24 protein-coding genes are annotated in these 25137 nt (G+C 68.0%); 17 read left to right on the forward strand and 7 right to left on the reverse strand.

Annotated features, from left to right (window positions below; all coding sequences use genetic code 11):
- Nucleotides 1-32 precede the first annotated feature (32 nt).
- Together LDO22_RS20745 and LDO22_RS20750 are read left to right on the forward strand one after the other, a co-directional pair.
- A complete protein-coding gene (locus tag LDO22_RS20745) occupies nucleotides 33-1415 on the forward strand; it encodes an MFS transporter (protein ID WP_224025538.1) in 1383 nt (460 codons plus the stop codon).
- A 4-nt stretch (nucleotides 1416-1419) separates the two neighbouring features.
- On the forward strand, nucleotides 1420-2556 hold the full coding sequence (locus LDO22_RS20750) for a zinc-binding dehydrogenase (RefSeq protein WP_224025539.1): 1137 nt from the start codon (nucleotides 1420-1422) through the stop codon (nucleotides 2554-2556).
- Nucleotides 2557-2591: 35 nt separating this feature from the next.
- On the opposite strand, the gene LDO22_RS20755 is transcribed toward LDO22_RS20750, so the two are convergent.
- A complete protein-coding gene (locus LDO22_RS20755) occupies nucleotides 2592-3524 on the reverse strand; it encodes a LysR family transcriptional regulator (RefSeq protein WP_159632417.1) in 933 nt (310 codons plus the stop codon).
- Between the two features lie 111 nt (nucleotides 3525-3635).
- Here LDO22_RS20755 and mmsB point away from each other — a divergent pair, with 111 nt between their 5' ends.
- Together mmsB and LDO22_RS20765 are read left to right on the forward strand one after the other, a co-directional pair.
- Entirely contained in the window at nucleotides 3636-4553 is a 918-nt protein-coding gene (gene mmsB / locus LDO22_RS20760; protein ID WP_224025540.1) for a 3-hydroxyisobutyrate dehydrogenase, read from the forward strand.
- Nucleotides 4554-4622: 69 nt separating this feature from the next.
- A complete protein-coding gene (locus LDO22_RS20765) occupies nucleotides 4623-6107 on the forward strand; it encodes a CoA-acylating methylmalonate-semialdehyde dehydrogenase (protein ID WP_224025541.1) in 1485 nt (494 codons plus the stop codon).
- A gap of 131 nt (nucleotides 6108-6238) precedes the next feature.
- Here the strand turns inward: LDO22_RS20765 and LDO22_RS20770 are convergent, their stop codons facing one another.
- Together LDO22_RS20770 and LDO22_RS20775 are read right to left on the reverse strand one after the other, a co-directional pair.
- Nucleotides 6239-6802, reverse strand: coding sequence for a hypothetical protein (locus LDO22_RS20770; RefSeq protein ID WP_224025542.1), 564 nt, complete (start codon nucleotides 6800-6802; stop codon nucleotides 6239-6241).
- Nucleotides 6803-6850: 48 nt separating this feature from the next.
- The gene (locus LDO22_RS20775) at nucleotides 6851-7720 is read right to left on the reverse strand and encodes an SGNH/GDSL hydrolase family protein (protein WP_159632413.1); all 870 of its coding nucleotides are present in this window, start codon (nucleotides 7718-7720) and stop codon (nucleotides 6851-6853) included.
- Nucleotides 7721-7797: 77 nt separating this feature from the next.
- Between LDO22_RS20775 and LDO22_RS20780 the strand changes: the two genes are divergently transcribed.
- On the forward strand, nucleotides 7798-8448 hold the full coding sequence (locus LDO22_RS20780; protein WP_224025543.1) for an alpha/beta fold hydrolase: 651 nt from the start codon (nucleotides 7798-7800) through the stop codon (nucleotides 8446-8448).
- Between the two features lie 53 nt (nucleotides 8449-8501).
- Here the strand turns inward: LDO22_RS20780 and LDO22_RS20785 are convergent, their stop codons facing one another.
- Nucleotides 8502-8735, reverse strand: a complete 234-nt coding sequence (locus tag LDO22_RS20785) for an RNA-binding S4 domain-containing protein (protein ID WP_159632411.1) — start codon at nucleotides 8733-8735, stop codon at nucleotides 8502-8504.
- A gap of 32 nt (nucleotides 8736-8767) precedes the next feature.
- On the opposite strand from LDO22_RS20785, the gene LDO22_RS20790 reads away from it, so the two are divergent.
- From LDO22_RS20790 to LDO22_RS20800, 3 genes are all read left to right on the forward strand, one after another.
- Entirely contained in the window at nucleotides 8768-9757 is a 990-nt protein-coding gene (locus LDO22_RS20790) for a DMT family transporter (protein ID WP_159632410.1), read from the forward strand.
- Nucleotides 9758-9888: 131 nt separating this feature from the next.
- Nucleotides 9889-11274 carry a glycine--tRNA ligase gene (locus LDO22_RS20795; RefSeq protein ID WP_224025544.1) on the forward strand — a complete coding sequence of 462 codons (1386 nt, stop codon included), beginning with the start codon at nucleotides 9889-9891 and terminating at the stop codon, nucleotides 11272-11274.
- A gap of 2 nt (nucleotides 11275-11276) precedes the next feature.
- Entirely contained in the window at nucleotides 11277-12314 is a 1038-nt protein-coding gene (locus LDO22_RS20800) for a GNAT family N-acetyltransferase (protein WP_159632408.1), read from the forward strand.
- A 67-nt stretch (nucleotides 12315-12381) separates the two neighbouring features.
- Here LDO22_RS20800 and LDO22_RS20805 read toward each other — a convergent pair whose 3' ends face one another.
- Nucleotides 12382-13218 carry a lysophospholipid acyltransferase family protein gene (locus tag LDO22_RS20805; RefSeq protein WP_224025545.1) on the reverse strand — a complete coding sequence of 279 codons (837 nt, stop codon included), beginning with the start codon at nucleotides 13216-13218 and terminating at the stop codon, nucleotides 12382-12384.
- An 8-nt stretch (nucleotides 13219-13226) separates the two neighbouring features.
- Nucleotides 13227-13952, reverse strand: coding sequence for an alpha/beta fold hydrolase (locus tag LDO22_RS20810; RefSeq protein ID WP_224025546.1), 726 nt, complete (start codon nucleotides 13950-13952; stop codon nucleotides 13227-13229).
- A gap of 233 nt (nucleotides 13953-14185) precedes the next feature.
- Here LDO22_RS20810 and LDO22_RS20815 point away from each other — a divergent pair, with 233 nt between their 5' ends.
- The gene (locus tag LDO22_RS20815) at nucleotides 14186-15595 is read left to right on the forward strand and encodes a YibE/F family protein (protein ID WP_224027294.1); all 1410 of its coding nucleotides are present in this window, start codon (nucleotides 14186-14188) and stop codon (nucleotides 15593-15595) included.
- A 78-nt stretch (nucleotides 15596-15673) separates the two neighbouring features.
- On the opposite strand, the gene LDO22_RS20820 is transcribed toward LDO22_RS20815, so the two are convergent.
- Entirely contained in the window at nucleotides 15674-16885 is a 1212-nt protein-coding gene (locus tag LDO22_RS20820) for a globin domain-containing protein (RefSeq protein WP_224025547.1), read from the reverse strand.
- Between the two features lie 132 nt (nucleotides 16886-17017).
- Between LDO22_RS20820 and dusB the strand changes: the two genes are divergently transcribed.
- The 8 genes from dusB (at nucleotide 17018) to dnaG (ending at nucleotide 25095) form a co-directional block, all read left to right on the forward strand.
- Entirely contained in the window at nucleotides 17018-18196 is a 1179-nt protein-coding gene (gene dusB, locus LDO22_RS20825) for a tRNA dihydrouridine synthase DusB (RefSeq protein WP_224025548.1), read from the forward strand.
- A 46-nt stretch (nucleotides 18197-18242) separates the two neighbouring features.
- Nucleotides 18243-19508, forward strand: coding sequence for a deoxyguanosinetriphosphate triphosphohydrolase (locus tag LDO22_RS20830; RefSeq protein ID WP_224027295.1), 1266 nt, complete (start codon nucleotides 18243-18245; stop codon nucleotides 19506-19508).
- Nucleotides 19509-19624: 116 nt separating this feature from the next.
- Nucleotides 19625-19948 (forward strand): hypothetical protein, encoded by a 324-nt coding sequence (locus LDO22_RS20835; protein WP_224025549.1) that lies wholly within the window; start codon nucleotides 19625-19627, stop codon nucleotides 19946-19948.
- 1 nt (nucleotide 19949) lies between these two features.
- Nucleotides 19950-21050 (forward strand): FAD:protein FMN transferase, encoded by a 1101-nt coding sequence (locus LDO22_RS20840; RefSeq protein WP_224025550.1) that lies wholly within the window; start codon nucleotides 19950-19952, stop codon nucleotides 21048-21050.
- Complete coding sequence (locus LDO22_RS20845) at nucleotides 21043-21600, forward strand: ferric reductase-like transmembrane domain-containing protein (protein WP_224027296.1); 558 nt, start codon at nucleotides 21043-21045, stop codon at nucleotides 21598-21600. Before LDO22_RS20840 ends, LDO22_RS20845 begins: the two co-directional genes overlap by 8 nt.
- Nucleotides 21597-22865, forward strand: a complete 1269-nt coding sequence (locus LDO22_RS20850) for an NADH-ubiquinone oxidoreductase-F iron-sulfur binding region domain-containing protein (RefSeq protein WP_224025551.1) — start codon at nucleotides 21597-21599, stop codon at nucleotides 22863-22865. Before LDO22_RS20845 ends, LDO22_RS20850 begins: the two co-directional genes overlap by 4 nt.
- The gene (locus LDO22_RS20855; RefSeq protein ID WP_224025552.1) at nucleotides 22862-23122 is read left to right on the forward strand and encodes a ferredoxin; all 261 of its coding nucleotides are present in this window, start codon (nucleotides 22862-22864) and stop codon (nucleotides 23120-23122) included. The genes LDO22_RS20850 and LDO22_RS20855 overlap by 4 nt, the downstream gene beginning before the upstream one ends.
- A gap of 29 nt (nucleotides 23123-23151) precedes the next feature.
- Entirely contained in the window at nucleotides 23152-25095 is a 1944-nt protein-coding gene (dnaG, locus tag LDO22_RS20860; RefSeq protein ID WP_159632400.1) for a DNA primase, read from the forward strand.
- Nucleotides 25096-25137 lie beyond the last annotated feature (42 nt).

A 25137-nucleotide genomic window follows, 5' to 3' on the forward strand; every position in this document is an offset into this window, starting at 1 on the left:
GTGGTGTCGACGACGACGCCGAAGGAGTTCGCATGAGTACGGAAAGCTCCGCCGCAAGGCGTACAGAGGAAACCGACGTCAAGGCCTCAGGCCTGAAGAAAGTGGTGACGGCCTCCATGGCCGGCACGGTCGTGGAATGGTACGAGTTCTTCCTCTACGCATCGGCCGCCACCCTGGTGTTCGGGAAGGCCTTCTTCCCCAACGCCGGCACGGAACTGGACGGCATCATCGCTGCCTTCCTCACCTATGCCGTCGGTTTCGTCGCACGCCCTATCGGCGGCATTGTCTTTGGCCACTTCGGCGATAAGTTCGGCCGCAAGCAGCTGCTGCAGCTGAGCATCATCCTGGTGGGGGTCTCCACCTTCCTCATGGGCTGCCTGCCCACCTTCGGACAGATCGGCTACTGGGCGCCCGCGCTGCTGGTCTTCCTGCGGTTCGCCCAGGGCTTCGCCGTGGGCGGGGAATGGGGCGGCGCCGTGCTCCTCGTGGCAGAGCACAGCCCCAGCAAGTCCCGCGGCTTCTGGGCCAGCTGGCCGCAATCGGCAGTGCCGCTGGGCAACCTGCTGGCCACGGCCGTGCTGTTCGTCCTCTCCTCCACGCTGACGCAGGACGCGTTCCTGGGCTGGGGCTGGCGCGTGGCGTTCTGGCTCTCCGCCGTGATCGTCATCATCGGTTACTACATCCGCACCAAGGTCAACGACGCCCCCATCTTCCTGGAGGCCCGCAAAGAGGTGGACGCCGGCCATAAGGGCTACGGCGTGGCCGAGGTGTTCCGGCGCTACCCGCGCGGCGTCTTCACCGCCATGGGCCTGCGCTTCGCGGAAAACATCCTCTACTACCTGGTGGTCACGTTCTCCATCACCTACCTGAAGACGGTGGTGCAGGCTGACACCACGCGGATCCTGTTGCTGCTGCTCCTTGCGCACGCCGTCCACTTCGCCGTCGTGCCCATGGTGGGCAAGCTGTCGGACCGCTTCGGCCGCAAGCCCGTCTACATGGCCGGCGCCATCATGGGTGCCACCTGGGGCTTCTTTGCCTTCCCCATGATGGACACCAAGAACGATGTCATCATCCTGGCGGCCATCATGATCGGCCTGGTGTTCCACGCCTTCATGTATGCCGGGCAGCCCGCCATCATGGCGGAAATGTTCCCCACCCGGATGCGGTATTCCGGCGTCTCCCTGGGATACCAAGTGACGTCCATCGTGGCGGGCTCACTGGCGCCGATCATCGCCGCGTCCCTGCTGGGTACCTACAAGTCCTCCGTCCCGGTGGCGGTGTACCTGCTCATCGCGTGTGCCATCACCGCCGTCGCGGTCTTCTTCCTGAAGGAAACCCGGGGCATCTCGCTGCACGACGTTGACGCGGCCGACGCCAAGGGCACGGCAGACCTGCTCGCTGCCAGCAAGAAGTAGGCACATGAAAGCCGCCGTCCTCTATTCCACCGTTCCCGCCCCGGCCAGCGCCGAGGGAAAACAGAGCTACGCCGAGTCCCGGCCCCTGCTGGTGCAGGAGCTGGAGCAGCCGGAGCCGCGCGCCGGTGAGCTCGGAGTCTCCATCACCTACTCAAGCCTGTGCCATTCGGACCTGTCCGTCGTGGACGGTTCACGCGTCCGGCCCCTTCCCATGGCCCTGGGACACGAGGCCGTGGGGCGGGTGGTGTCCGTGGGCGACGGCGTCTCCGACGTATCCGTGGGGGACCATGTGGTTCTGGTGTTCGTGCCCAGCTGCGGCCAGTGCCGGGCCTGCCTTTCCGGCAGGCCCGCGCTCTGCCACCGGGCAGCTGAGGTGAATGGATCCGGAGACCTGCTCCATGGTCCGGCACTGTTGCGTACGCCGGCGGGGGAGCGGATCAACCACCACCTGGGCGTTTCCGCCTTCGCTGACTACGCGGTGGTTGCGCGGGAATCAGTGGTGGTGATTGACGACGACGTCCCGGACACCGTGGCGGCGATGTTTGGTTGCGCCGTGCTCACCGGAATGGGAGCGGTGTTCAACACCGCCGCAGTCGGCCCCGGCCAGTCCGTGGCAGTGTTCGGCCTGGGGGCGGTGGGCCTGTCCGCCGTGATGGCGGCCCGCCTGGCAGGGGCCACAAGCGTCATCGCCATCGACCCCAACCAGGGGAAGCACCAGCTGGCCCGCAACGCCGGGGCCACCGCGGTAGGGACGCCGGAGGACGCAGGGCGGCTGATTGAGGAAGCAGCCGGCGACGGCGTCGACGTCGCCATTGAAGCGGTGGGCTCAGCCGGTGTCATCGCATCCTGCCTGCAGCGGGTCACCAGGGGTGGCGCGGTGGTCTCCGTGGGCCTGCCCCACCCCTCCGCAGAGTTGACGGTGCCGGCCCTGCAGTTCGCCGGGGCCGGCAAGCGGCTGCTGGGCTCCTACATGGGCGACGCCGTTCCAGCGCGGGACATCCCCAGGTACCTCGGGTACTGGCGGGACGGCAAACTGCCGGTTGAGCTGCTGCACACCGACACCCGGCCACTCAGCGAGATCAACGAGGGCCTTGATGCGCTCGCAGCGGGACAGGTAGTGCGGCGGCTCTTCCGGGCCTGAACTGTCAGGCCCGGTTCTTCACCCGGCCCGGCTCCTCACCCGGCGAGCAGCAACGAGCGCTCCTTCACCTCGTCCTTCAGGGCCGCGATCACGGCCTGCACCCGCGCTGACCGGAGCGACTCCGGCCGTGCAACGGCCCAGATGGGCAGCTGGCGCTCAAAATCACCTGGCAGGACGGGGACGAAATCTTCACGGTCTCCCACCATGAAGTTCGGCAGCAGCCCAATGCCGGCGCCCTGGCGCACCGCCTCCACCTGGGCGAACACGCTCGTGGCCTGGAAGCTTGTCCTGGGCGTCGGAAGCTGTGATGACCAGCGGGGCCCAAGCTCCGCCACTTGGAGCGCAGACTCCACGTAAGAGACAAACGCGTGCTGCCCCACGTCGTCGAGCGTTTCCGGCAGGCCGTGCTGCGCGGCATAGCCGGGGCTGGCGTAGAGGCGCAGGTAGTAGTTGCTCAGGAAGATGGTCTGCGCGGTGCTGACGTCGGCCCGGCCCACCACGATCTCCAGGTCCACCCCTGACCGGTTCTGGCTGACTTTCCGGGTGGCACTCAGCATCTCGATGTTCAGCTGCGGGTTTTGCTGCTGGAGCCGCACCAGCGACGGGGTGACGAACACGGCTCCCACTCCGTCCGTGGTGGCGACCCGGACCAGGCCGGCAAGGGCACTCTGGTCCTGGCTGATCAGGCCCGACAACGAGCCAAGGGTGCTTTCGATCGCCTCCGCCGCCTCTACCGCGGCCGCACCAAGCTTCGTCAATTCCCAGCCGTGCGGGCTGCGCTCCAGGGTACGCCCGCCCAACTGTTTGTCCAGGGCCAGGATCCGGCGGGAAATAGTGGTGTGTGTGGTGCCCAGGGTCTCGGCCACCGCATTGAACCGGCCCAGGCGCGCCACGGTCAGCAGGATGAGCAGGTCGTCGGGGCTGGGCAACCGTCTCGAATCCACGGGCGGCCTTCCTCTTGTGTGCATCAATGCACAGAGCGTCTGTAATTTTTCCCCTTGATTGCACTCTAGCAGGGTGTGATCGTAGACACAGACATGCCGGCAGTAACGCCGGAATGGAAGCAAAGGAGCTTACGCATGGCAGTTATCGGATGGATCGGCCTGGGCAACATGGGCGGCCACATGTCGGTGAACCTGGTGAAGGCCGGGCACGATGTGCGCGGCTTCGACCTTAACCCCGCGGCACTGGCAGCCGCCCAGGCAGGCGGCGTCAAGCGTGCAGCCAGCATCGCCGAAGCGGTGGACGGCGCGGACGCCGTGTTCACCATGCTGCCCAAGGGTGAACACGCCCGCGCCGTCTACCTCGGGGAGGACGGTGTTCTGAAGCATGCGGATACCCGCACGCTGCTCATCGACTCCTCCACCATCGACATCGCCTCCGCGCAGGAACTGCACGACGCCGCTGCTGCCGCCGGCTTACGCTTCGTGGACGCCCCGGTGTCCGGCGGAATGAGCGGTGCCGAGGCCGGAACCCTGACGTTCATGGTGGGCGGTGAAGAGGGTGCCGTCAAAGACGCGTCGGGCTACATCGGGCCCATGTCCGGAAACATCATTCCCACCGGTGGTCCCACCACGGGCCAGGCAGCCAAGATCTGCAACAACCTGATGCTTTTCATCAACCTCGCCTCCACCGCGGAGGGTGCGGTCCTGGCTGACCGGCTGGGCCTGGACAAGCAGGTCTTCTGGAACATCGCCTCGGTCTCGTCGGGGGACTCCTGGGCGCTGCGGACCTGGTACCCGGTCCCCGGAGTGGTTCCCACCGCGGCCTCCAACAACGACTTCGCACCCACATTCACCACCGAGCTCGCGAACAAGGACATCGGCCTGGCCATCAGCGCCGCCGAGGACACCGGCACGCCCCTGGAAATCGGCAAGCACGTCCAGCAGCTGTTCCAGCGACTCATCGATGCCGGTGATGCGGGCAAGGACTGCTCCATGATCATCAAGCTCGTGGACGGCTCGCTCCAGCCCGCCGACGGGACGCCGTCCAACTAACCGCGCCGTCCAACGTAGACACGCAGTCCAACCAACCACGCCGCAAGAACCGCAGGAAAAGAGACACCCTTGGAAACGATTCCGCACTACATCAACGGCGCCCGCGTCACCGATGCCGACCGCTTCGGTCCGGTCTTCAACCCCGCCACCGGCCAGCAGGAGAAGCAGGTGGCGCTCGCCTCGGCGGCACGGACAGAGGAAGCCATCGCCGCAGCCCGCGCCGCGCTGCCGGCCTGGCGGGCCACCAGCCTGACCAAGCGCACCACCATCTTCTTCAAGGTCCGCGAGATCCTCACCCAGCGAAAGTCAGAGCTCGCGGCGATCCTCACCAGCGAGCACGGCAAGGTCCTCTCCGACGCCGAAGGTGAAATTGCCCGCGGCCTGGAGAACATCGACTTCGCCACAGGCCTGTCCCACATGCTCAAAGGCGAACGCTCGGAGCAGGTCTCCAGCGGCATCGACGTGCACTCCGTCCGCCAGCCGGTGGGCGTGGTGGCGTGCATTACCCCGTTCAACTTCCCGGCCATGGTGCCGCTGTGGATGATCGGCAGCGCCCTGGCGTGCGGCAACACGGTGCTGCTGAAGCCCAGCGAGAAGGATCCGTCGGCGGCCGTCTTCATCGCAGAGGCCTTCGCCGAGGCGGGCCTGCCGGCCGGGGTCCTGAACGTGGTCCAGGGGGACAAGGAAGCGGTCGACGTCCTGCTCGAGCACCCTGAGGTGAAGGCAGTCAGCTTCGTCGGCTCCACCCCCGTGGCCCAGTCCATCTACAAGCGGGCAGCTGAGCACGGCAAGCGGGTGCAGGCCCTGGGCGGCGCGAAGAACCACATGGTGGTGCTTCCCGACGCCGACCTGGACATGGCTGCCGACGCGGCGGTTTCCGCCGCCTACGGTTCCGCCGGTGAACGCTGCATGGCCGTCAGCGTCCTGGTGGCCGTGGGCAACATCGCCGACGACCTGGTGAAGGCGATATCCAGCCGCATGGCAGACCTGAAGATCGGTGCGGGAACCGACCCGGCCTCCCAGATGGGCCCCTTGATCACCGCGGAGCACCGCGACCGGGTGGCATCCTACGTTTCCGGAGCCGAAGGCGAAGGCGCCACCGTGGTGGTGGACGGCCGCTCCCAGCAGTTCGACTCCGACGGGTTCTTCATTGGGGTCAGCCTGGTGGACCACGTCAAGCCGGGCATGAAGGTGTACGACGACGAGATTTTCGGCCCGGTCCTGTCCGTGGTCCGCGTGGACACCTACAGCGACGCGGTGCAGTTGGTCAATGACAACCAGTTCGGCAACGGCACGGCCATCTTCACCCGCGACGGCGGGGCGGCGCGGCAGTTCGAGTTCGACGTTGAGGCAGGCATGGTGGGCGTCAACGTCCCCATCCCGGTCCCGGTGGGCACGTTCTCGTTCGGCGGCTGGAAGAACTCGCTGTTCGGCGACACCCACATGTACGGGCCCGACAGCATCCGGTTCTACACCCGCGGCAAAGTGGTGACCACCCGCTGGCCGGACCCGTTCACCTCCGTGATCGACCTGGGCTTCCCGCAAGTGGACTAGGCAAGTGGATTAAGCACCACCACCTGGCACGCGGATTAAACAACACCAGACCGGGTTAAGAAACAACAGGCCGGGGACCGTCATTCGGTCCCCGGCCTGTTGTGTGGAGGGGCTGCTAAGCACCAGGGCGGCTAGCCGTTCATGATGTCGCCGCGGCGCTTCATGTACTCCTCCATGGACAGCTCACCGTTGCTGTACTGCTGGTCCAGCTCCGCGAGTTTCCGCGCCCGGTATCCTTGCGGGCCTGAGGGTGGCGGGGGAGTGGCGGGTCCGGAAGACTGCTCCGGTCCCTGCTGCTGGTACCCCTGGCCAGGCTGCTGGTACCCGAGCTGCTGGAAGGGCGGTTCCTGCCCGAAGCCCTGCGACCCAGCGCCGTAACGGGGGTCCGTCATGGGCGGCTGCCCGTACTGGTACGGCACGGGCGGCTGGCCCTGCTGCCCGGGCCGGCCGAAGCCGCCGGAGAAGTAGTCCTGCTGGGTGTACCCGTCCCGCGGCTGGTTGCTCTGCGGCCCGGCGGAACCGGGGAACTGGCCATAGCCCGGGAACTGGTTGGAACCAGGGAACTGGTTCGGACCCGGAAACGGGCCGGGCAAGCCCTGGCCCCGGTCCCGCCGTGCCATGGATCGCCGGTACGCCCGCATGGCCATGGGGACAACGAAGGACAGGATAATGATCCAGAAAAACAAGCTGCTCACGGTGCCGCGCCTCTCGAGTGTTGTCCTTCCAGCCTAACCCCGGAAGCGTTACCGGCGGCTGGGTTCCGAGGTTCCCAACGGACCCTCGCCGGAACCCAACGGGACGCCCGGGCCAAAGATGGGACCCGGCGTCGGCCGCTTTGCCATGACCCCGTCACCCGAGGACTGGCGCCGCAGCCGGCGCAGCACCCACGGCACGAAATATTCGCGTGCCCACACGAAGTCCCCGCTCCGGGCCTCCCGCCACGTGCGCGGCGGCAGAGGCTTGGGCTGCAGCGGTTCCAGCGAATGCTGAACGTTCAGCGCGTCCAGCACCATGGCGGCAATCGTGTGGTGCCCCAAGGGGGAGAAGTGCAGGCGGTCCTGGTCCCACATCTGCGGGTCGCTCAGCTGCCGCAGCGACCACATGTCCGCGATGACCGCGTCATGCCGGGCTGCCACCGTCCGCAGGTTCTCGTTGTAGATGGCCACCTTGCTGCGGATCCTGCCCAGCACGGAGGAACCCGTGTCCGGCCCGTTGAACAGCACCACCGTGGCGCCGCCCATGGACAGGATCTGGACCACGGAGTCGAGTTTCTCGGCCAGGGCATCAGGGTCGCCTCCGGGGCGGATGAGATCGTTCCCGCCGGCGGAGAGGGTGACCAGGTCCGGCTTCAGCTCCAGGGCCGGGGCCAGCTGCTGGTCCACGATCTGCTGCAGCAGCCTGCCGCGGACGGCAAGGTTGGCGTATGCGAAATCCGGCTGGGTGCGGCCCAGCTCTTCGGCAACGCGGTCGGCCCAGCCGCGGTGGCCGCCGGGGCTTGAGGGTTCGGGGTCGCCGATGCCCTCGGTAAAGGAGTCGCCCATCGCCACATACCGGGTCCAGGGGTGGGAACCGGGGTGCGCGGACGGGGTCTGGATGGCACTTGCGTCAGTCACGGTCCTATCCTGCCTTCCGTCTTGCTGCCTACGCGAACGTAGGTTGTTACTTTCCGGTAACTGTAAGAATGGAAACCATGACTGACGCCGAAGTATTTCCTGCCCCCGTTGTCCTGTGGTCCCATCCGGAAGACCAGCGCGCCGGCAAGCCGCTGCTGGTGCTGCTCCACGGCTACGGCGCCAATGAGCAGGACCTGCTCAGCCTGGCCGACCTGCTGCCCGGGGACTTCGCCGTAGCGTCGCTGCGGGCGCCGATCGCCATGGGCCCCGGCTTCACCTGGTTCCCGCTGACGGCCTCGATCGAGTACTCGCTGGAACGGGTCAAGAAGGCTTCGGCCTACGTGCTGGAGTGGATCGACACCATCCGGGTGGGGCATCCGTCCGTCACCCTGCTGGGTTTCTCCATGGGCATGGCGATGGCCACCACGCTCCTGCGCCAGCGGCCCACGGACTTCGCCGCCGTCGTCGGACTGTCAGGCTTCGTGGTGGACGCCGCCGATGACCCCACGTTCAAGGACGCCGAGCTGGACGGAACCGTGCCCATGTTCTGGGGCCGGGACCAGCAGGACCCCGTGATCACCCAGGACAAAATCGAGTTCACCATGGGCTGGGTGCGCAAGCACGTCAAGCTCACCAAGGTGCTCTACACCGGCATGTGGCACGGCATCAACCAGCAGGAGATCGGGCACGTGGGGGAGTTCCTCACCCACGAAGTGCTCAACAAATAGGACGTACGACGGCGCGCGGCGGCTTGGGCGTCCCGGGCGCCCCGCCGGCGCCGTCAGTCAGCGTTGGGCGCGACCACCCGGACGCTCTGGCCGTTGACCGTGACGGTGTCTCCGTTGTGCAGCTGGCGGCCACGGCGGTCATCGATCTCGCCGTTGACCTTGACCAGGCCGTTCTTGATGAGCTCAGCGGCCTCCACCCCGTCCTCAACGAGGTTGGCGAGCTTCAGCAGCTGGCCAAGCCGGATCATGCTGTCGCGGATGGGGACGTCCTCAATGGGGTTGCTCATAGAGCAATAATGCCTGAACTAAGGTGGATTCAATGACCTCCCCTTCGCGCCTGCCGGCACTTGCAGGCCTGCCCCTGGCCGTGGGTTCCGGCCTGGCCATCCCCGTCCAGGGCCGCATCAACGGGGCGCTGGGCGCCCGCCTCAATGACGGAATCGCCGCGGCGGCCGTGAGCTTCAGCACAGGCCTGCTGGTCATGATCGTCATTTCCCTGGTCCTGCCGCGGGGACGGGCAGGCCTGGCCGCCATCATCCCGGCCGTCCGCAACCGTGCCTTTCCCCGCATCTACGTGGTGGCCGGTGCCATCGGTGCGTTGTTCGTCTTTGCCCAGTCCTTCACCGTGGGCATCCTCGGTGTGGCACTGTTCACCGTGGCCACCGTCACCGGACAGACTGTCAGCGGCCTGCTGGTGGACCGGCTGGGCATCGGGCCGGCTGGAAAGAAATCCGTCACCGGCATCCGCATCATTGGCTGCATCCTGACCATCGCCGCCGTCGCGTGGGCGGTGTCGCCCCGGTTCAGCAGTGGAGGCTCAGGGGACGGGGCCGCCGGGTTGCTGCTTCCCATCCTGCTGCCCGTGGCGGCGGGGTTCCTCATGAGCTTCCAGCAGGCCATGAACGGCACCGCCACCCTCCACTACGGCACTCCCATTGCCGCCACGCTGGTCAACTTCGTGGCCGGCTGCACCGTGCTCTGGGTCGCGTTGGCCGTGAAGCTCGCGGTGGCCGGCCCCGCCAACCCGCTGCCGGGGGAGTGGTGGTACTACCTGGGCGGCCCCATGGGCTGCGTGTTCATTGGGCTGGGCGCCCTCCTGGTCCGCAGCCTGGGCGTACTGGTCACCGGGCTGGGCATGATCGCGGGCCAACTGCTCGGCTCGCTGGCCCTGGACCTGGCGCTGCCCGCCCCGGGCACCGTCGTGGCCCCGGCCACCGTGCTGGGAACCCTGCTCACGCTCGGCGCCATTGTCCTGGCCACCCTGCCGTGGCCCCGGGGCGCGCTGCGCAGGCAGCGGCCGGTACGCTAGGACACAAGCTTTTCCACGATCTTCCTTCATCCGCCCCCGACCCGCTGCCCTGCGCCCCAGGTGCAAGGCAGCGCCGGGCCTGACAACCCGCGGACCGCACCCAGCGGCCCTGTAGAAATTGGAGTTACCCCATGGCAGCAAAATCCGTCCTCGACCAGGTCATTTCCCTCTCCAAGCGGAGGGGCTTCGTGTTCCAGGCCGGTGAGATCTACGGAGGCTCGCGCTCTGCCTGGGACTACGGCCCCCTCGGCGCGGAACTGAAGGAAAACATCAAGCGCCAGTGGTGGCAGTCCATGGTCCGCGGCCGCGAGGACGTGGTGGGCCTGGACTCCTCGGTGATCCTGCCCCGCCAGGTATGGGAAGCATCCGGCCACGTTGAGGTCTTCTCCGACCCCTTGGTGGAGTGCCTGTCCTGCCACAAGCGCTACCGGGCCGACCACCTCGAGGAAGAATACGAGGAAAAGAAGGGCCGCCCCGCCGAGAACGGCCTGAAGGACATCGCCTGCGCCAACTGCGGCACCCGCGGGCAGTGGACCGAGCCGCAGGAGTTCTCCGGCCTGCTCAAGACCTACCTTGGCCCGGTGGCCAGCGAAGAGGGCCTGCACTACCTGCGGCCCGAAACGGCGCAGGGCATCTTCGTGAACTTCAACAACGTGCTCACCACCTCCCGGAAGAAGCCGCCGTTCGGCATCGGCCAGATCGGCAAGTCGTTCCGCAACGAGATCACCCCCGGCAACTTCATCTTCCGCACCCGCGAGTTCGAGCAGATGGAGATGGAGTTCTTCGTCGAGCCCGGCACGGACGAAGAGTGGCACAAGTACTGGATGAACGAGCGCATGGCCTGGTACACCGGCCTGGGCATCCGCGAGGAGAACCTGCGCTTCTTCGAACACCCCAAGGAAAAGCTCAGCCACTACTCCAAGGGCACCACGGACATCGAGTACCGCTTCGGTTTCCAGGGCTCGGAGTGGGGCGAGCTGGAAGGCATCGCCAACCGCACCGACTTCGACCTCTCCACCCACGCCAAGGCCTCCGGCACGGACCTGAGCTACTTCAACCAGGCCACCAACGAGCGCTACACCCCGTACGTCATCGAGCCCGCGGCCGGCCTGACCCGTTCCTTCATGGCGTTCCTGGTGGACGCCTACACCGAGGACGAGGCCCCCAACGCCAAGGGTGGCGTCGACGTGCGCACGGTACTTAAGCTGGACCCGCGCCTGGCGCCGGTCAAGGCCGCCGTGCTGCCGCTGAGCCGCAACGAGGACCTGTCCCCGAAGGCCAAGGCCCTGGGTGCGCAGCTGCGGAAGAACTGGAACATCGACTTCGATGACGCCGGCGCAATCGGCCGCCGCTACCGCCGCCAGGACGAGATCGGCACCCCGTTCTGCATCACCGTGGACTTCGATACCCTCGAGGACCAGGCCGTCACCATCCGCGAGCGGGACACCATGAGCCAGGAACGCGTCTCCCTGGACAAGGTGGAAGGCTACCTGGCGGCACGGCTGATCGGCGCCTGAGCATGGCCATCGAATACCGCGAATGGCGGGACGGCGACGACCTTGCCCTGCTGGAAATCTGGGGCGGTCCGGAGACCGCGCAGGCCCGCCAGTTCCGCGGCGCCCTCGCCGTGTCCTCCAATGGAGGGAACGGCACCCCGTGGCGCCGCTGCATCGTGGCCGAGGACGTTGTTGACGGCGTCGGTATCCCCGTCGCCGCCGGGGTCGTTTATGAAGCCTCCCTGCACCCGGAACGCCTGTGGACGTACGTTGAAGTCGCGCGGGACCACCGCCGCAACGGCATCGGTGCCACCCTCCTGGCCATGCTGCGCCGCGAGGCCGGGAACGCGCCGTCGGGGGTTTCCAAGCTCCGCGCCAAGGTAGAGCCGGGCAGCCCCGGCGCCGCTTTCGCCGAAGCCGCCGGGCTGGCACCCATCCAGCGTTCCCGGCTGGTCATCGTGGAGCCGGGAGCCCTCCGGCTGCCCGTGTTCCCGGACAAGGACCACGGCGGCCGCCCCATCGACGGTGAGAACGCCGGTTCGGACATCGTCATGGACCTGGCCACCGGCTCAGTGGAGCTGACTGACGTGGTGGGCCGCTACTACACCTCCATCCACGGCTGGGACTCCCCGGGGGTCCTCTCCGTGGGCCAGGTGCAGAAGCTCTTCCTGGACGAGCTCACCGGTGCGCACGGTGCCATCGTGCTCCGCGCCCAGCCGGAATCCGCGTTCGGCCAGGGTGTGGCACCCAGCAAGAAGGGCCGCATCCGGGCGTTCGCGGTCAGCTACGCCGCCCCCGCCGGGCCTGACGACGCACCCAACGCGGAGGTGGGCCCGGGCGTGGACACGCCCACGGACGTTTTCGTTGGCCACGAGCCCTCGCTCGATGCTGACGATGCCGCCGAGGCGGTACGGGACATGCTCGCCCTGATCGCCTACCAGCACCCGGTCATGCTTGAACTGGACGATTCCATGACGGCCCTGCGCGCCGCCGTCGAGCCCCTCCTGGAGAGCGGCAAAGCCCGGCTGGCGGGCGCGGAGACCCTGGTGGTCTCCGACTAACCAGCCCCGCCCCAACTGGGTAGCGCCAAGTGTCGTTTTGACCCCTCAAAACGACACTTGGCGCTACCTACTTGGACTGGTACTTTCCGCGGGGAGCACGACGGCGGCCCGTGGCTGCGTCGGCTGCGTCCAGCAGCTGCCGTTCGGCGTCAGTTGGTGCACCGCCGCCCAGCCGTGCCGGCATCCACCATGCCCCGGGTTCCGGCCGGAGCGGAAAGCCGGCAATGCAGCGGTCGATTCCGGCCTGCAGCGTGCCGCGCAAAGCTTCCGTTGCCGCCTCAACGTCGACGCCGGCCGGAAATACCACTGGCTCGTCCACATGGACCCGGATTGGCGCCCGCCAGCTGCGGCGGAAGGAGAAGCCGTGACCCCGGGTCAGGATGCGGTGGGCGCCCCAGATGGATACCGGAATGACCGGAACCCCCGCCTCCGCCGCCATCCGGACAGCCCCCGTGCGGCATTCGCGGACGGTGAAGCTCCTGCTGACCCCAGCCTCGGGGAACACTGCCAGGTATTCGCCTTCCCGCAGCCTGGCCACGGCAGCGGCATAAGCGTCTGCGCGGCCGGTATATCCCACCACTACATGGCCGCTGGCGCTGATGGCGGGCCCCGCCAGCCAGTGGTCCGCCGCGCCCTGGTGGACCAGGAACCGCAACTGGGCCCGGGTGCGGCGCCACAGGAGCAGTTCGACCACCGCAAAATCCACGTAGCCGAAGTGCGTCACGGCGAACACCGCGCCGTGCCCGCGGACGGCCTTCCGGGAGGGACCGCGGGCCGGTCCCTGTGCAGGCAGGTGCTCCAGCCCGGAGGCCTGAATGTCCAGTTGCAGGGCCCAGCGCAGGAACTGGCCCGTGCGGACGATCAGGCGGTAGAAGCGGTCGTTGGCCGGGGGACGCCAGGGCACGGGACGGCCTACAGGGTGACGTGGACGGAGGACTCGGGCAGCAGTTCCGTGAAGGCGCGGGACGGCTGGACGCCGGCGCCCGTGCTCTCGGCAAAGGATTTGATGACGAACCCGGTGGCCAACGTCTGCCACACGCGGACCTTCCGCAGCATGAAGTGCCCCACGCCCTTGAGTGAGACGTACTGCATGCTCGCGGCGTCAGCGGAAGCCCGGCGCGCGAAGGCCAGCGACTGTGAGGGGCTGGTCATGTGGTCGGTGGTGCCGTGGATGATGAGGACTTTCCTGCCGTTGACCCTCTCCACCGGAGTTTCCGGGCCCAGCCAGGGCGCCAGCGCCACCACGGCCTCCACCTGCGGATGGTCTGCCGCGCACACGGCGGTCAACCCGCCCATGGAGTGGCCCAGCAGGAAAACGGGAACGTCGGGGTGGCGTTCCGCGATCTGCTGCAGGGCCCACCGGGCGTCCTGCAGCGGGGACATGTCCGGGCCGTTCCAGCCGCGGACGCTGTTGCGCAGGGACCAGACGGCCAGTCCGTGTTTCCGGCCGGCACGGTGCAGGTGCCTGGCGAAAGGAATCATCCTGGCCGGGCTCAGGTGCCGCGCCTCCACCGGTTCGCGGCTGTGGGCCTTGCCGCCGTGCAGGACCAGGACCACGCCCCTGGTGCTGCCGGATGCTTCCAGGACGCTCAGCACTGGCCGGTGGGCGGGAAGAAGGGGCGCCTGCCCGGCCCGCACTGCGCCGCTGTCCGGTGTCCCATTGGTACCCGTCCCAGCCCCACTAGTACCGGTTTCCCTGCTGCCGGCCCCCTGTGCACCACGGTTGTCCATGACTGGTTCCTCCCCATCCCGATGGTCCATTTATAAACCCTAAGGCGCCGCACGTAGAGTTCAACCATGAGGTTGTACTGCTGATGGGCGCCGGTCACTCCCACGCTTCCTTGGATCATTCGGAGCCGATGCCCCAGGCGATGGCTGCCCGCAGCAAGGCGAACCGCATCCTGGCTGCGGTGCTCATACCGTTGGCGCTGCTGACCCTGGCAGGGATGGCCGCGCTGTGGCCGTCCGGCAGCAAGGAGGGGGTCTCGCTCGCCAACCCGTACTCCACCGCCCCCGGGGTCACCTTCGATACCGGCACCATCCAGAACGTGGTCACCGGGAGCTGCATGGACACCAGCCAACAACCAACAGGCCAGCAGCAACCCGCCCAGCAGGCCCCGCAGCAGGCGCCGGGCAAGGGCTCGGACTGCACCTTCGCCTTCACCGAACCGGACAAGGGCGGCAGCCCGGTAAAGGTGGTCATCAACCCAGACGTGGCCGCATCCCACGGGGTCAAACCCGGCGACCAGATCCGGTACCTGAACCTTTCAAACGCCCAGGGCGCCACCGGGTCGCAGGGGTCCCCGGCCTACATCTTCGTGGACTTCGTCCGGACCATGCCCATTGTCCTGCTCGCCGTCCTCTACGCCGTGGTGGTCATCGCCGTCGCCAGGTGGCGGGGGCTCCGGGCCCTGATCGGCCTGGTGGGCGCATACTTCGTACTGGCGAACTTCCTGCTCCCGGGCCTGGTGGAAGGGAAACCGCCCCTGCTGCTGGCACTGGTGGGATCCACCGTGATCATGATCGGGGTCCTGTACTTCGCCCACGGATTCTCCGCCCGCACGTCCACGGCACTCCTGGGCACCATCTTCGGGCTGGCCATCACCGCCCTGCTGGCGGCCTGGGCCACCCACGCCGCCAACCTGGCCGGCGTGGGCAGCCACGACGCCGCCACCCTGGTGAACACGTCCTCCAACATCTCCATCTCCGGCGTGATCCTCTGCGGACTCATCATCTCCGGCCTGGGCGTCCTCAACGACGTCACCATCACCCAGTCCTCGGCCGTATGGGAGCTGTACGAACTGGCACCCGCCAGCAGCGCCCGGAAGCTGTTCACCTCCGCCATGCGGATCGGCCGCGACCACATCGCCTCCACGGTGTACACCATCGCCTTCGCCTACGCGGGCGCGGCGCTGCCGATCCTGATCATCGTCATGCTTTACGACCGGCCCCTGATGGACACCCTCACCAGCGCCGAACTGTCCGAGGAAGTCATCCGGACGCTCGTGGGTTCCATCGGGCTGGTCCTGGCCATCCCGGTCACCACCCTCATCGCCGTGCTTGTGGTCAAGGCGACAGGCATCAGCGCGGCACGAGCCGGCGCGTTGGGTCCCAGCGTGGCGGACGACGGCGGGCACAGCCACGCGGACGACGTCGCGGACAACGGGGCGCTCGCCGCAGCCGCCCTTGAAGAACGCAGCCGGCGCACCGCCGCCGAACCCGGAGTCCTGCCCACGGAAGAGGCCGCCACCCGCCGGGGCCGGCGGGCGGACCGCGGCTGAGCTGCTTCCAAACCCAAGGCTGGACGGTATAACCGGCGTCCAAACGAGGCTGGATCTGCGCTCACTGCCTCCGGTGGGTTACTGGTAATCGGCCAGCCAAAGGTCCGGGCCGAAGACTTCGTACTGGATGTCCTTCGCCCGCACTCCTGCGCCCACCAGGGCGGTCCGCACCGCCTGCATGAAGGGCATGGGGCCGCAGAGGTAATACTCGCCGTCGGACGGCAACTGGACGTCCTTGATGTTCATGAATCCGGAATGCACGCTGCCGTCGGCCGAAGAACCCCCGCCGTCCGGGTTGAGGAACCAGGTATGGAGGGAAGCATCAGGGAGCGCGGCGAGGTCGGCCGTCACCTGGTTCCGCAATGCAAAGGAGGCAGGGGAGTCGTCCGCGTGCAGGAACAGGACCTTCCGCTGCGAACCGGACTTGACCAGGTGGGACAGCATGCCGGCCATGGGCGTGACTCCGATGCCCGCGCTTGCCAGCACCACGGGCCGGTCAGTGTATTCCAGCACCACATCGCCAAAGGGCGCGGAGAGGGTGACCTCGTCGCCCACATTGACGTGGTCGTGCAGGAGGCTGGACATCTCACCGTCCGGCGCACCCTCGGTGCGCACGCGCTTGACGGCGAACCGCCGGTGCTGGCCGTCGTCGGCCTGGGTGAGGCTGTACTGGCGTGGCTGCAGGACGCCGTCGGGCATCTGCATGCGGATGGTGACGTACTGTCCCGGCAGCGACGGCTTGACCTCCCTCTCGTCGGTCCGCTCCACCACGAAACTGACAACGTCGTCGGTTTCCTGGATCTTTTCGGCCACCCGCCAGGTGCGCCAGACAGTTTCCGGGCTCAGCCGGACTGCGTCATAGAGCCCGCGTTCCTTGTTGATGAGCATGTTGGCCATGAGCCAGTAGACCTCGTCCCAGGCCGCGGCCACCTCAGGGGTCACGGCGTCGCCCAGGACATCCACAATGGCCCACATTAGGTTGTCGTGCACCACCTGGTACTGCTCAGGACTCAGGCCCAGGGAGACGTGCTTGTGCGAAATACGGGACAGCAGGTGGCCCGGCAGGTGGGTGGGGTCGTTGACCAGGAATCCGGCGAACGCGGCAACGGAACCGGCCAGCGCCTGCTGCTGCCGGCCATCGGCCTGGTTGCCGCGGTTGAACAGGCCGTTGAGCAGTTCGGGGTGTTCGCCGAACATGTGCTTGTAGAAACGGGAGGCGATCTCCTGGATATGTTCGCCGACGACGGGAAGGGTCGCCTGGATCACGGGGTATGCGGTGTCGGAAAGCATGGGCAAGTCTCCTTCAAACTTCCTGGCTGGTTGTCCGTCCCCGCGCCACGCTTACAGCCGTCCGAAACCGGGGACAGGTACTTTGGCACTGGACGGGATCACCGATTTGCCCGGCTTTGCAACAATGGACAGGTGACTGTTGCTGCAACTCCTCCCGCCCCCAAGCTGGAACTCCCGCCCCTGAAGCTGGGACCCATCACGGTGGACACCCCCGTGATCCTGGCTCCCATGGCCGGCATCACCAACTCCGCCTTCCGCAGGCTCTGCCGTGAGTACGGCGGCGGCATGTATGTGGCGGAGATGGTCACGTCCCGCGCGCTGGTGGAGCGGACCACCGAGTCCCTCCGCATCATTTCGCACGACGACGACGAAAAGGTCCGCTCCGTCCAGCTGTACGGCGTGGACCCCGGCACGGTCGGCGCTGCCGTGCGGATGCTCGTGGAGGAGGACAGGGCCGACCACATCGACCTCAACTTCGGCTGCCCCGTCCCCAAGGTGACCCGGCGCGGCGGCGGCTCGGCCCTGCCCTGGAAGATCGATCTCTTCACCTCGATCGTGCAGACCGCCGTCAAGGAAGCCTCCAAGGGCAACATTCCGCTGACCATCAAGATGCGCAAGGGGATCGACGACGACCACCTCACGTACCTCGACGCCGGCCGGATCGCCCGCGACGCCGGTGTCGCCGCCGTCGCGCTCCACGGCCGGACGGCCGCGCAGTTCTATTCGGGCAAGGCCGACTGGTCCGCCATCGCCCGCCTCCGCGAAGCCCTTCCGGACATTCCGGTGCTGGGCAATGGCGATATCTGGTCCGCTGAGGACGCCGTCCGGATGGTCCGCGAAACCGGCGTGGACGGCGTGGTGGTGGGCCGCGGCTGCCAGGGGAGGCCCTGGCTGTTCGGCGACCTGCAGGCCGCGTTCGAAGGCAGCGACGTCCGGCACCGCCCCAACCTCCGCCAGGTGGCTGAAGGCGTGTACCGCCACGCTGAACTGATGGTGGAAACCTTCGGCGACGAAGGCAAGGCACTGCGGGAGATCCGCAAGCACATCGCCTGGTACTTCAAGGGCTACGTGGTGGGAGGGGAACTGCGCACCCGGCTGGCGCTGGTGACCAGCCTGGAGGTGCTCCGGGACACGCTGGCCGAGCTGGACCTGGACTCGCCCTACCCCGGAGTGGACGCCGAGGGCCCCCGCGGCCGCGCCGGCTCGCCGAAAAGGCCCGCCCTGCCCAAGGACTGGCTGGACTCCCGGGCACTCAACGAGGACCAGTCCAAGGACATCGCGGCCGCAGAGCTGGACGTTTCCGGTGGCTGAGGCATCCCTGGCCGGACACCCGCCCGCGGGCACCCCCACCGCAGCCCTGGCGCTGCCGGGCTACGACACGCACGATTCCGCCCGCTGGGTGGAGGAACCGCCCAAGAGCACCTACCGCTCCGACTTCGAACGCGACCGCGCCCGCGTGCTGCACTCCTCTGCGCTGCGCCGGCTGGGCGCCAAAACCCAGGTGGTGGCACCGGACACCGACGACTTTGTCCGCACCCGCCTCACCCACAGCCTGGAAGTGGCACAGGTGGGCCGCGAGCTGGGCCGGGCCCTGGGCTGCGATCCGGATGTCGTGGACACCGCCTGCCTCAGCCACGACCTCGGCCACCCGCCCTTCGGCCACAACGGCGAATCGGCACTGAACGAGGTGGCCCACGCCATCGGCGGCTTCGAAGGCAACGCCCAGACCCTCCGGCTGCTCACCCGGCTCGAACCCAAGGTGCTCACCGCCGACGGACAGCCCGCCGGACTGAACCTCACCCGCGCAAGCCTTGACGCGGCGTCGAAATACCCATGGTCAGCGCTGGAAGCACCGGTGATCCACGGGCAGCGGACCAGCAAGTTCGGCGCCTACGAGGATGATCTCCCCATCTTCAACTGGCTCCGCGAAGGTGCTCCGGAACGCCGGACCTGCCTCGAAGCCCAGGTCATGGACCTGGCGGACGACATCTCCTACTCCGTCCATGACGTGGAGGACGCGATCGTCGCCGGCCACTTCCAGCTGCGTTGGATGGACAACCCGGACCACCGCGCACGCGTGGTGGGCTACGCCAAGCAGTGGTACCTGCCGCACAACGACCCCGCCGCCATTGACGCCGCCCTCGCCCGGCTGGAGGCCACCGACGTCTGGGTGCGCGAGGCCGACGGCAGCCGCAAATCCATGGCGGCGCTGAAGAACATGACCAGCCAGCTGATCGGCCGGTTCTGCCAGAGTGCCCTGGAAACCACCCGCGCCGTCTACGGGCCGGAAAACCTGACCCGCTACAGCGCCGAACTGATGGTTCCCGACGAAACCGTCATGGAGATCGCGGTGATGAAGGGCCTGGCCACCACCTTCGTGATGACCACGGAGCACCGGCAACCCATCTACGAGCGGCAGAGGGAAGTGCTCCATGCCCTGGTGACCGCCCTCAGCGCCACGGGTGACCGGCACCTGGAGCCGATGTTCGCGGCGGACTGGCGGACGGCGGACGACGACGGCGCGCGCCTTCGCGTGGTCATCGACCAGGTGGCCTCACTCACAGATGGATCGGCCTTGGCCATGTACGAGCGCCTGGTGGGGAGCCTGCCCTCGCTCTGGTGACCCGCCGTTGGCTCCCGCCCGGACGTCCGCCCGATCAACAGCTTCCTTAAAGCATCTACACAGGAACGAAGCGCACCATGGGAGGAAAGACAGGCCGCTAGGAACGGGAGCTGGTCATGAGTACTCGCAGCAGGGGCAAGCGCCTGGCCACCGGGATCACCGCGGCCGTGGGTGTGGGCAGCTTCGCCGCTGCCGGGGTCGCGGCAGCTGCCGTGTACGCCGCAACGCCGTCCGTCATCGCCAGGACCACTCCCGCCACGGACACCAGCACGCAGGGAAGCACCTCTAAAACCGGTCCTGCCCGCTCCGACGACGATGACTACGGGACCCGCCAGGACAGCAGCCCCCGCCGCTCCAAGAGCTACGGCAATTACGGCAGCACCACGCCGGTCCAGCCAGGCAACGGCGGTACCGTCCCCGGCCGGTCCTCGGGGTCTTGACGTGGCACGTTCCGCAATGGCAGGTCCCGGTGCCCCGGCTGCCAGGACCGCCGAACACACGGCACCCCCGCACGGCACAGCATCTCCGCACGGCACAGCGCAAACCAGTTGGACTGTCTGGGGGCTTGAGGCCTCGGTCACGGTCACGGAACCGGCACTGCTTGCCGCGGCCGGGGACATTGTCCGGGATGCCGTGGCGGAGGTTGACCTCGCCTGCAGCCGCTTCCGCGAAGATTCGGAACTGATGAGGCTCCAGCCCCGCATGGCGCGGGGTGTAAGCATCAGCCCCATGTTCCGGCTGCTCCTTGAACGTGCCCTGGACGCTGCCCGGATGACCGGCGGCGACGTTGACCCCACTCTCGGAGCCGACCTGGCCGCGTTGGGCCACGGCCCGGGAATGCAGGGCAGGCCGGGGCTTACCAGTGTGCCGGTACCGCAGCAGGCTGTGCCATCCCAGCCGGTACCGCAGCATCGATCGACGCCCCGGGCCCCCGGCTGGTCCCGCCTCCAGCTCGGGGCAGGGACCCTCACCGTGCCGGACGACCTCCGCCTGGACCTGGGGGCGTCAGCAAAGGCAGTCGCGGCCGATCTTGCGGCCGCAGCTGTCTGCCGGGAGCTGGGCTGCGGGGTGCTCGTGGGCCTGGGCGGTGACCTGGCCAGCGCCGGGCCCGGACCGCAGGAGGACGGCAAGCCCGGCCACTGGCAGATCATGGTGCAGGACCTTCCCGCCGACCCTGTCCAGTACATCTCCCTGGCCCCGGGGTTCGCCGTGGCCACGTCCAGTACGCAGAAACGCCGCTGGCAGCACCAGGGGATGCAGGTCCACCACATCCTTGACCCCCGCTTTGGCCTCCCCGCCGAGCCGGTCTGGCGCTCGGTGAGTGTCGCAGCGCCCACCTGCCTGGAAGCGAACGCCTTCAGTACCGCGGCCATTGTCCGCGGCTTCGCTGCCCTGGACTGGTTGCGGACCGAAGGCATTGCTGCCCGGCTGGTTGACAGCCGGGGCAGGGTCGCCACCACCGGCGGCTGGCCGGCGGAAACCTGCAACCCCGTGGGGAACACCGGAGAAAGCAATACTCCCGGGGGTGGCGGCCATGGATGAGGCCATGTGGGCGTTCGGCCGGGTCAGCGGGTTCGTGTCCCTGGCACTGTTCACCGCGTCGGTGCTGCTGGGCATCCTCAACCGGTCCGGCCGGCCCCTGTTGGTGCTGCCCCGGTTCTCCATCAGCCTCCTGCACCGGAACATCGCCCTGCTCGCCACAGTGTTCCTCGGACTGCATGTGGGGTCCCTGCTCCTTGACTCCTTTGCCAAGCTCAACCCGGTGGACATCGTGGTGCCGTTCCTGGGCTCCTTCCAGCCGTTCTGGCAGGGGCTGGGAACCGTGGCGCTGGACCTTGTCCTGGCCGTGGTGGCGACGGGCCTGCTGCGGCACCGGATCGGGCAGCGCAGCTTCAAGGCCGTGCACTGGCTCAGCTACGGCGTCTGGCCGGTGGCGATGGCCCACGCGTTGGGCAACGGCACCGACGTCTCCAGCGGCTGGTTCCTCCTGCTGGCCGCGGCGTCCGCGGTGGCCGTAGCTGCGGCCCTGCTGTGGCGGCTGAGCCCCTCCTTCCTCGAAACCTCCCACGCCCGGCAAGGAAACCTCCCGTGAGCCCCGCCAAGGACACCTACCCGACCGCGCCCCTCCACGCCATACAGGACAACAGAGGGCAGGAACCGCGGCTCCTGGCAGCAGGCCCTGACGCAGGCTTGGAACAGCACCTCGACACCTTCGGACCCTGGGAGCCGAACGCCGCCGGAGCCGGCCTGCTGGAGGCGCTCGGGGAGGCTGGACTGACCGGGCGGGGCGGAGCCGCGTTCGAAACCTGGCGCAAGGCCACTGCCGCTGCCGGGTCCGGCAGGAAGGGCCTGTTTGCGGCCCGGCCGGTGGTGATCGCCAACGGCGCCGAGGGCGAACCGCTCAGCTTCAAAGACCGCACCCTCCTTGCCCACGCGCCCCACCTCGTCATCGACGGGCTGGCCGCCCTGGCCGCGGCCCTTGGCGGCGCAAGCATGTACGTCTACGCACCGGCGGCCGGCCTGCCCCGCGTGCAGCAGGCCATCGGCGAACGCCCCCGGGGCAACCGGATCCGGGTAGTGCAGGCACCCGAAACCTTCATCTCCGGCGAGTCGAGCGCCGTCGTCAATATGATCGGCAACGGCAACGCTGTCCCCACCGACCAACGCCGGCGCCTCAGCGAATCCGGCCTCAACGGCCGGCCCACACTGGTGGTCAACGTCGAAACCCTCGCCCAGGTTGCCCTGATCGCCCGCTACGGGGCGCAATGGTTCCGCCAGGCGGGCACCGCGGCGGACCCGGGTACCCGGCTGGTGTCCGTTTCCGGGCCTGCCCCGGTACGGGATGTGGTGCTGGAGGTGCCCGGCGGTGCGCAGCTTTCGGCTGTCCTGCAGGAAGCGGGCATGGACCCTGCCGCCTTGTCCGCCGTCCTGGTGGGCGGCTACCACGGCCGCTGGGTGCGGCCCGCGGCGCACGCGCTCTCACCCGTGGGGCCGCCGGACCGGACCGCCCGGCCGGGCGCAGGAGTGATCCACGCCCTGGATCTGCAGACCTGCGGCATCCAGGCGACGGCGCGGATCGTCAGCTACCTTGCCGACCAGTCCGCCAGGCAGTGCGGGCCCTGCATGTTCGGGCTGCCGGCCATGGCGTCCGTCCTCAACCGGATCGCCGGAGGGGAAACAAATCCCCGCCTTGCCTCCGAACTGGACCGGCTGGGGCGGCTGGTCTCCGGGCGGGGCGCGTGCAGGCACCCGGAAGGGACCACCGGGCTGGTCAGCAGTGCCCTGGAGGTCTTTGCCGCAGACTTCCGCGCCCACCTTTCCGGATACTGCACGGGCCCGGGAGGCGCAGCGGCATGAAAACCCACCTGCATATCGACTGGACCAGCTGCGACGGCCGCGGCCTGTGCGCCGAACTGCTTCCCGGGGTGCTGGACCGGGACGACTGGGGGTACCCCGTGGCGCGCGGGAAGACAGGCCGCGACAGGACCGACGTTCCGCTGCGTGACGCCGACCGTGAAGCCGCACAGGAGGCCGTCTTCCTCTGCCCCAAGCTGGCCCTCAGCCTGCTCGACGGGAGGACACCGGAACCCGGGACGCGGGTGCCCGGGCGGTGACCCCGGGCCGGTGACACTAAGATTGCTGTGTGGCTGGGCTGATTAAACGTGAAGATATTGACGAAGTACGCCAGCGCACGGACATCAAGGAAGTGGTTGACGGCTACGTCACGCTCAAGGGCGCCGGGCTGGGAACCTTCAAGGGCCTGTGCCCCTTCCATGACGAGCGCTCGCCGTCCTTCACCGTCCGTCCCCAGGTAGGCCGTTACCACTGCTTCGGCTGCGGCGAGGACGGCGATGTCATTGCCTTTGTCCAAAAGCAGGACCACAGCTCCTTCCAGGAAGCCGTGGAGAAGCTCGCGTCCAGGATCGGCTACGAGCTCCGCTACGAAGACGGTGGAACCGGCCCCAACCGCGAGGAAGTGGGCCGCCGCCAGCGGCTGCTGGACGCACACAAGATCGCGGACGAATTCTTCCGTGCCCAGATGCTCACGCCCGGCGCCGCAACGGCCCGCAACTTCCTGTTTGGCCGCGGCTTCGACCGGGCCGCCGCGGAACACTTTGGCTGCGGCTACGCCCCCCAGGGGTGGGACGCCCTCCTGAAGCACCTGCGCGGCCGCGGCTTCACCGACGCCGAACTCAAGCTCACCGGAATGTTCAGCGAAGGAAACCGGGGCATCTACGACCGTTTCCGCGGCCGCCTCATCTGGCCCATCAAGGACATGGCCGGTGACACCATCGGCTTCGGCGCGCGCAAGCTGTATGAGGACGACCAAGGCCCCAAGTACCTCAACACCCCGGAGACCACCCTCTACAAGAAGTCCCAGGTCCTGTACGGCATCGACCTCGCCAAGAAGAGCATCGCCAAGGACAGGCAGCTGGTGGTGGTGGAGGGCTACACGGACGTCATGGCCTGCCACCTTGCAGGGATTACGACGGCGGTAGCCACCTGCGGCACCGCCTTCGGTACCGAGCACATCAAGATCGCCCGCCGGCTTTTGTCAGACGACGGCACCGGGGGAGAAGTGGTGTTCACCTTCGACGGCGACGCCGCCGGGCAGAAGGCAGCCCTGCGCGCCTTTGAAGAGGACCAGCGCTTCACCGCCCAGACGTATGTGGCCGTGGAACCCACAGGCGCGGACCCGTGCGATCTCCGCCTCAGCCGCGGGGACGAGGCGGTGCACGCCCTGATCCAGTCCCGGCGGCCGCTGTTCGAGTTCGCCATCCGCAGCACGCTCAAGCAGTTCAACCTGGACACCGTTGAAGGCCGCGTCCAGGGCCTCAAGGCATCCGTGCCCGTGGTGGCGGCCATCCGCGACGCCTCCACCCGGACGGGCTACTGCCAGGCCCTGACCGGCTGGCTGGGGATGCCGGACCCCAATGAGGTCTTGCGGATGGTCAACGCCGAAGTGAAGAACGCCGGAAAGCGCGGCGAGACCGGACGCCCCCCGGCCCCGGGCCAGCCGCAGCCAGGCGGCCCCTCCAGCCCGGCCCCTGCCCAAGCGGGGGCACCCGGCCTAGCTGCCGCGCCGTCGTCGGGCGTTGTCCCCTCCTTCCACCGCCCGGACCCGCGCGATCCCGTGGCTTCCATGGAGCGGCAGGCGCTCGAGGTGGCGCTGCAGCAGCCCTCCCTGCTGGCCGGCGGGGTGTGGGACCGCTTTGCCGCTGCCCGGTTCGCCATCCCTGCCTTCCAGGCCGTCCATGACGCCATGCGCGCTACTGGTCCCGGCCTGACCGTCGATCCGGTGCGGTGGGTGGAGCACGTCATGCACGAGGTGCCGGAACCCCTCCGGCCGCTGGTATCCGAGCTCGCCGTCGTGCCGCTGCCGGCCCACACCGAGGAAGCGGTGCTGAAGTACTGCCGCGACATCCTGTCCCGGCTTTTCGAACTCCAGATCACCCGGGTCAAAGCGGACAAGATGGGCCAGTTGCAGCGCCTTGACGCGGCGGCGGACCCGGAGACCTACCAGCGGCTCAACCGCGAGCTGATGATGCTGGAAATGGAACGCCGGGCCCTGCGCGCTGAGTCGTAGGGGTGGCCCGGTCTGCGGACGCGGAGGTGGGCCAGGTCACGG

Source organism: Arthrobacter sp. NicSoilC5, from assembly GCF_019977395.1.
GTDB lineage: Bacteria > Actinomycetota > Actinomycetes > Actinomycetales > Micrococcaceae > Arthrobacter.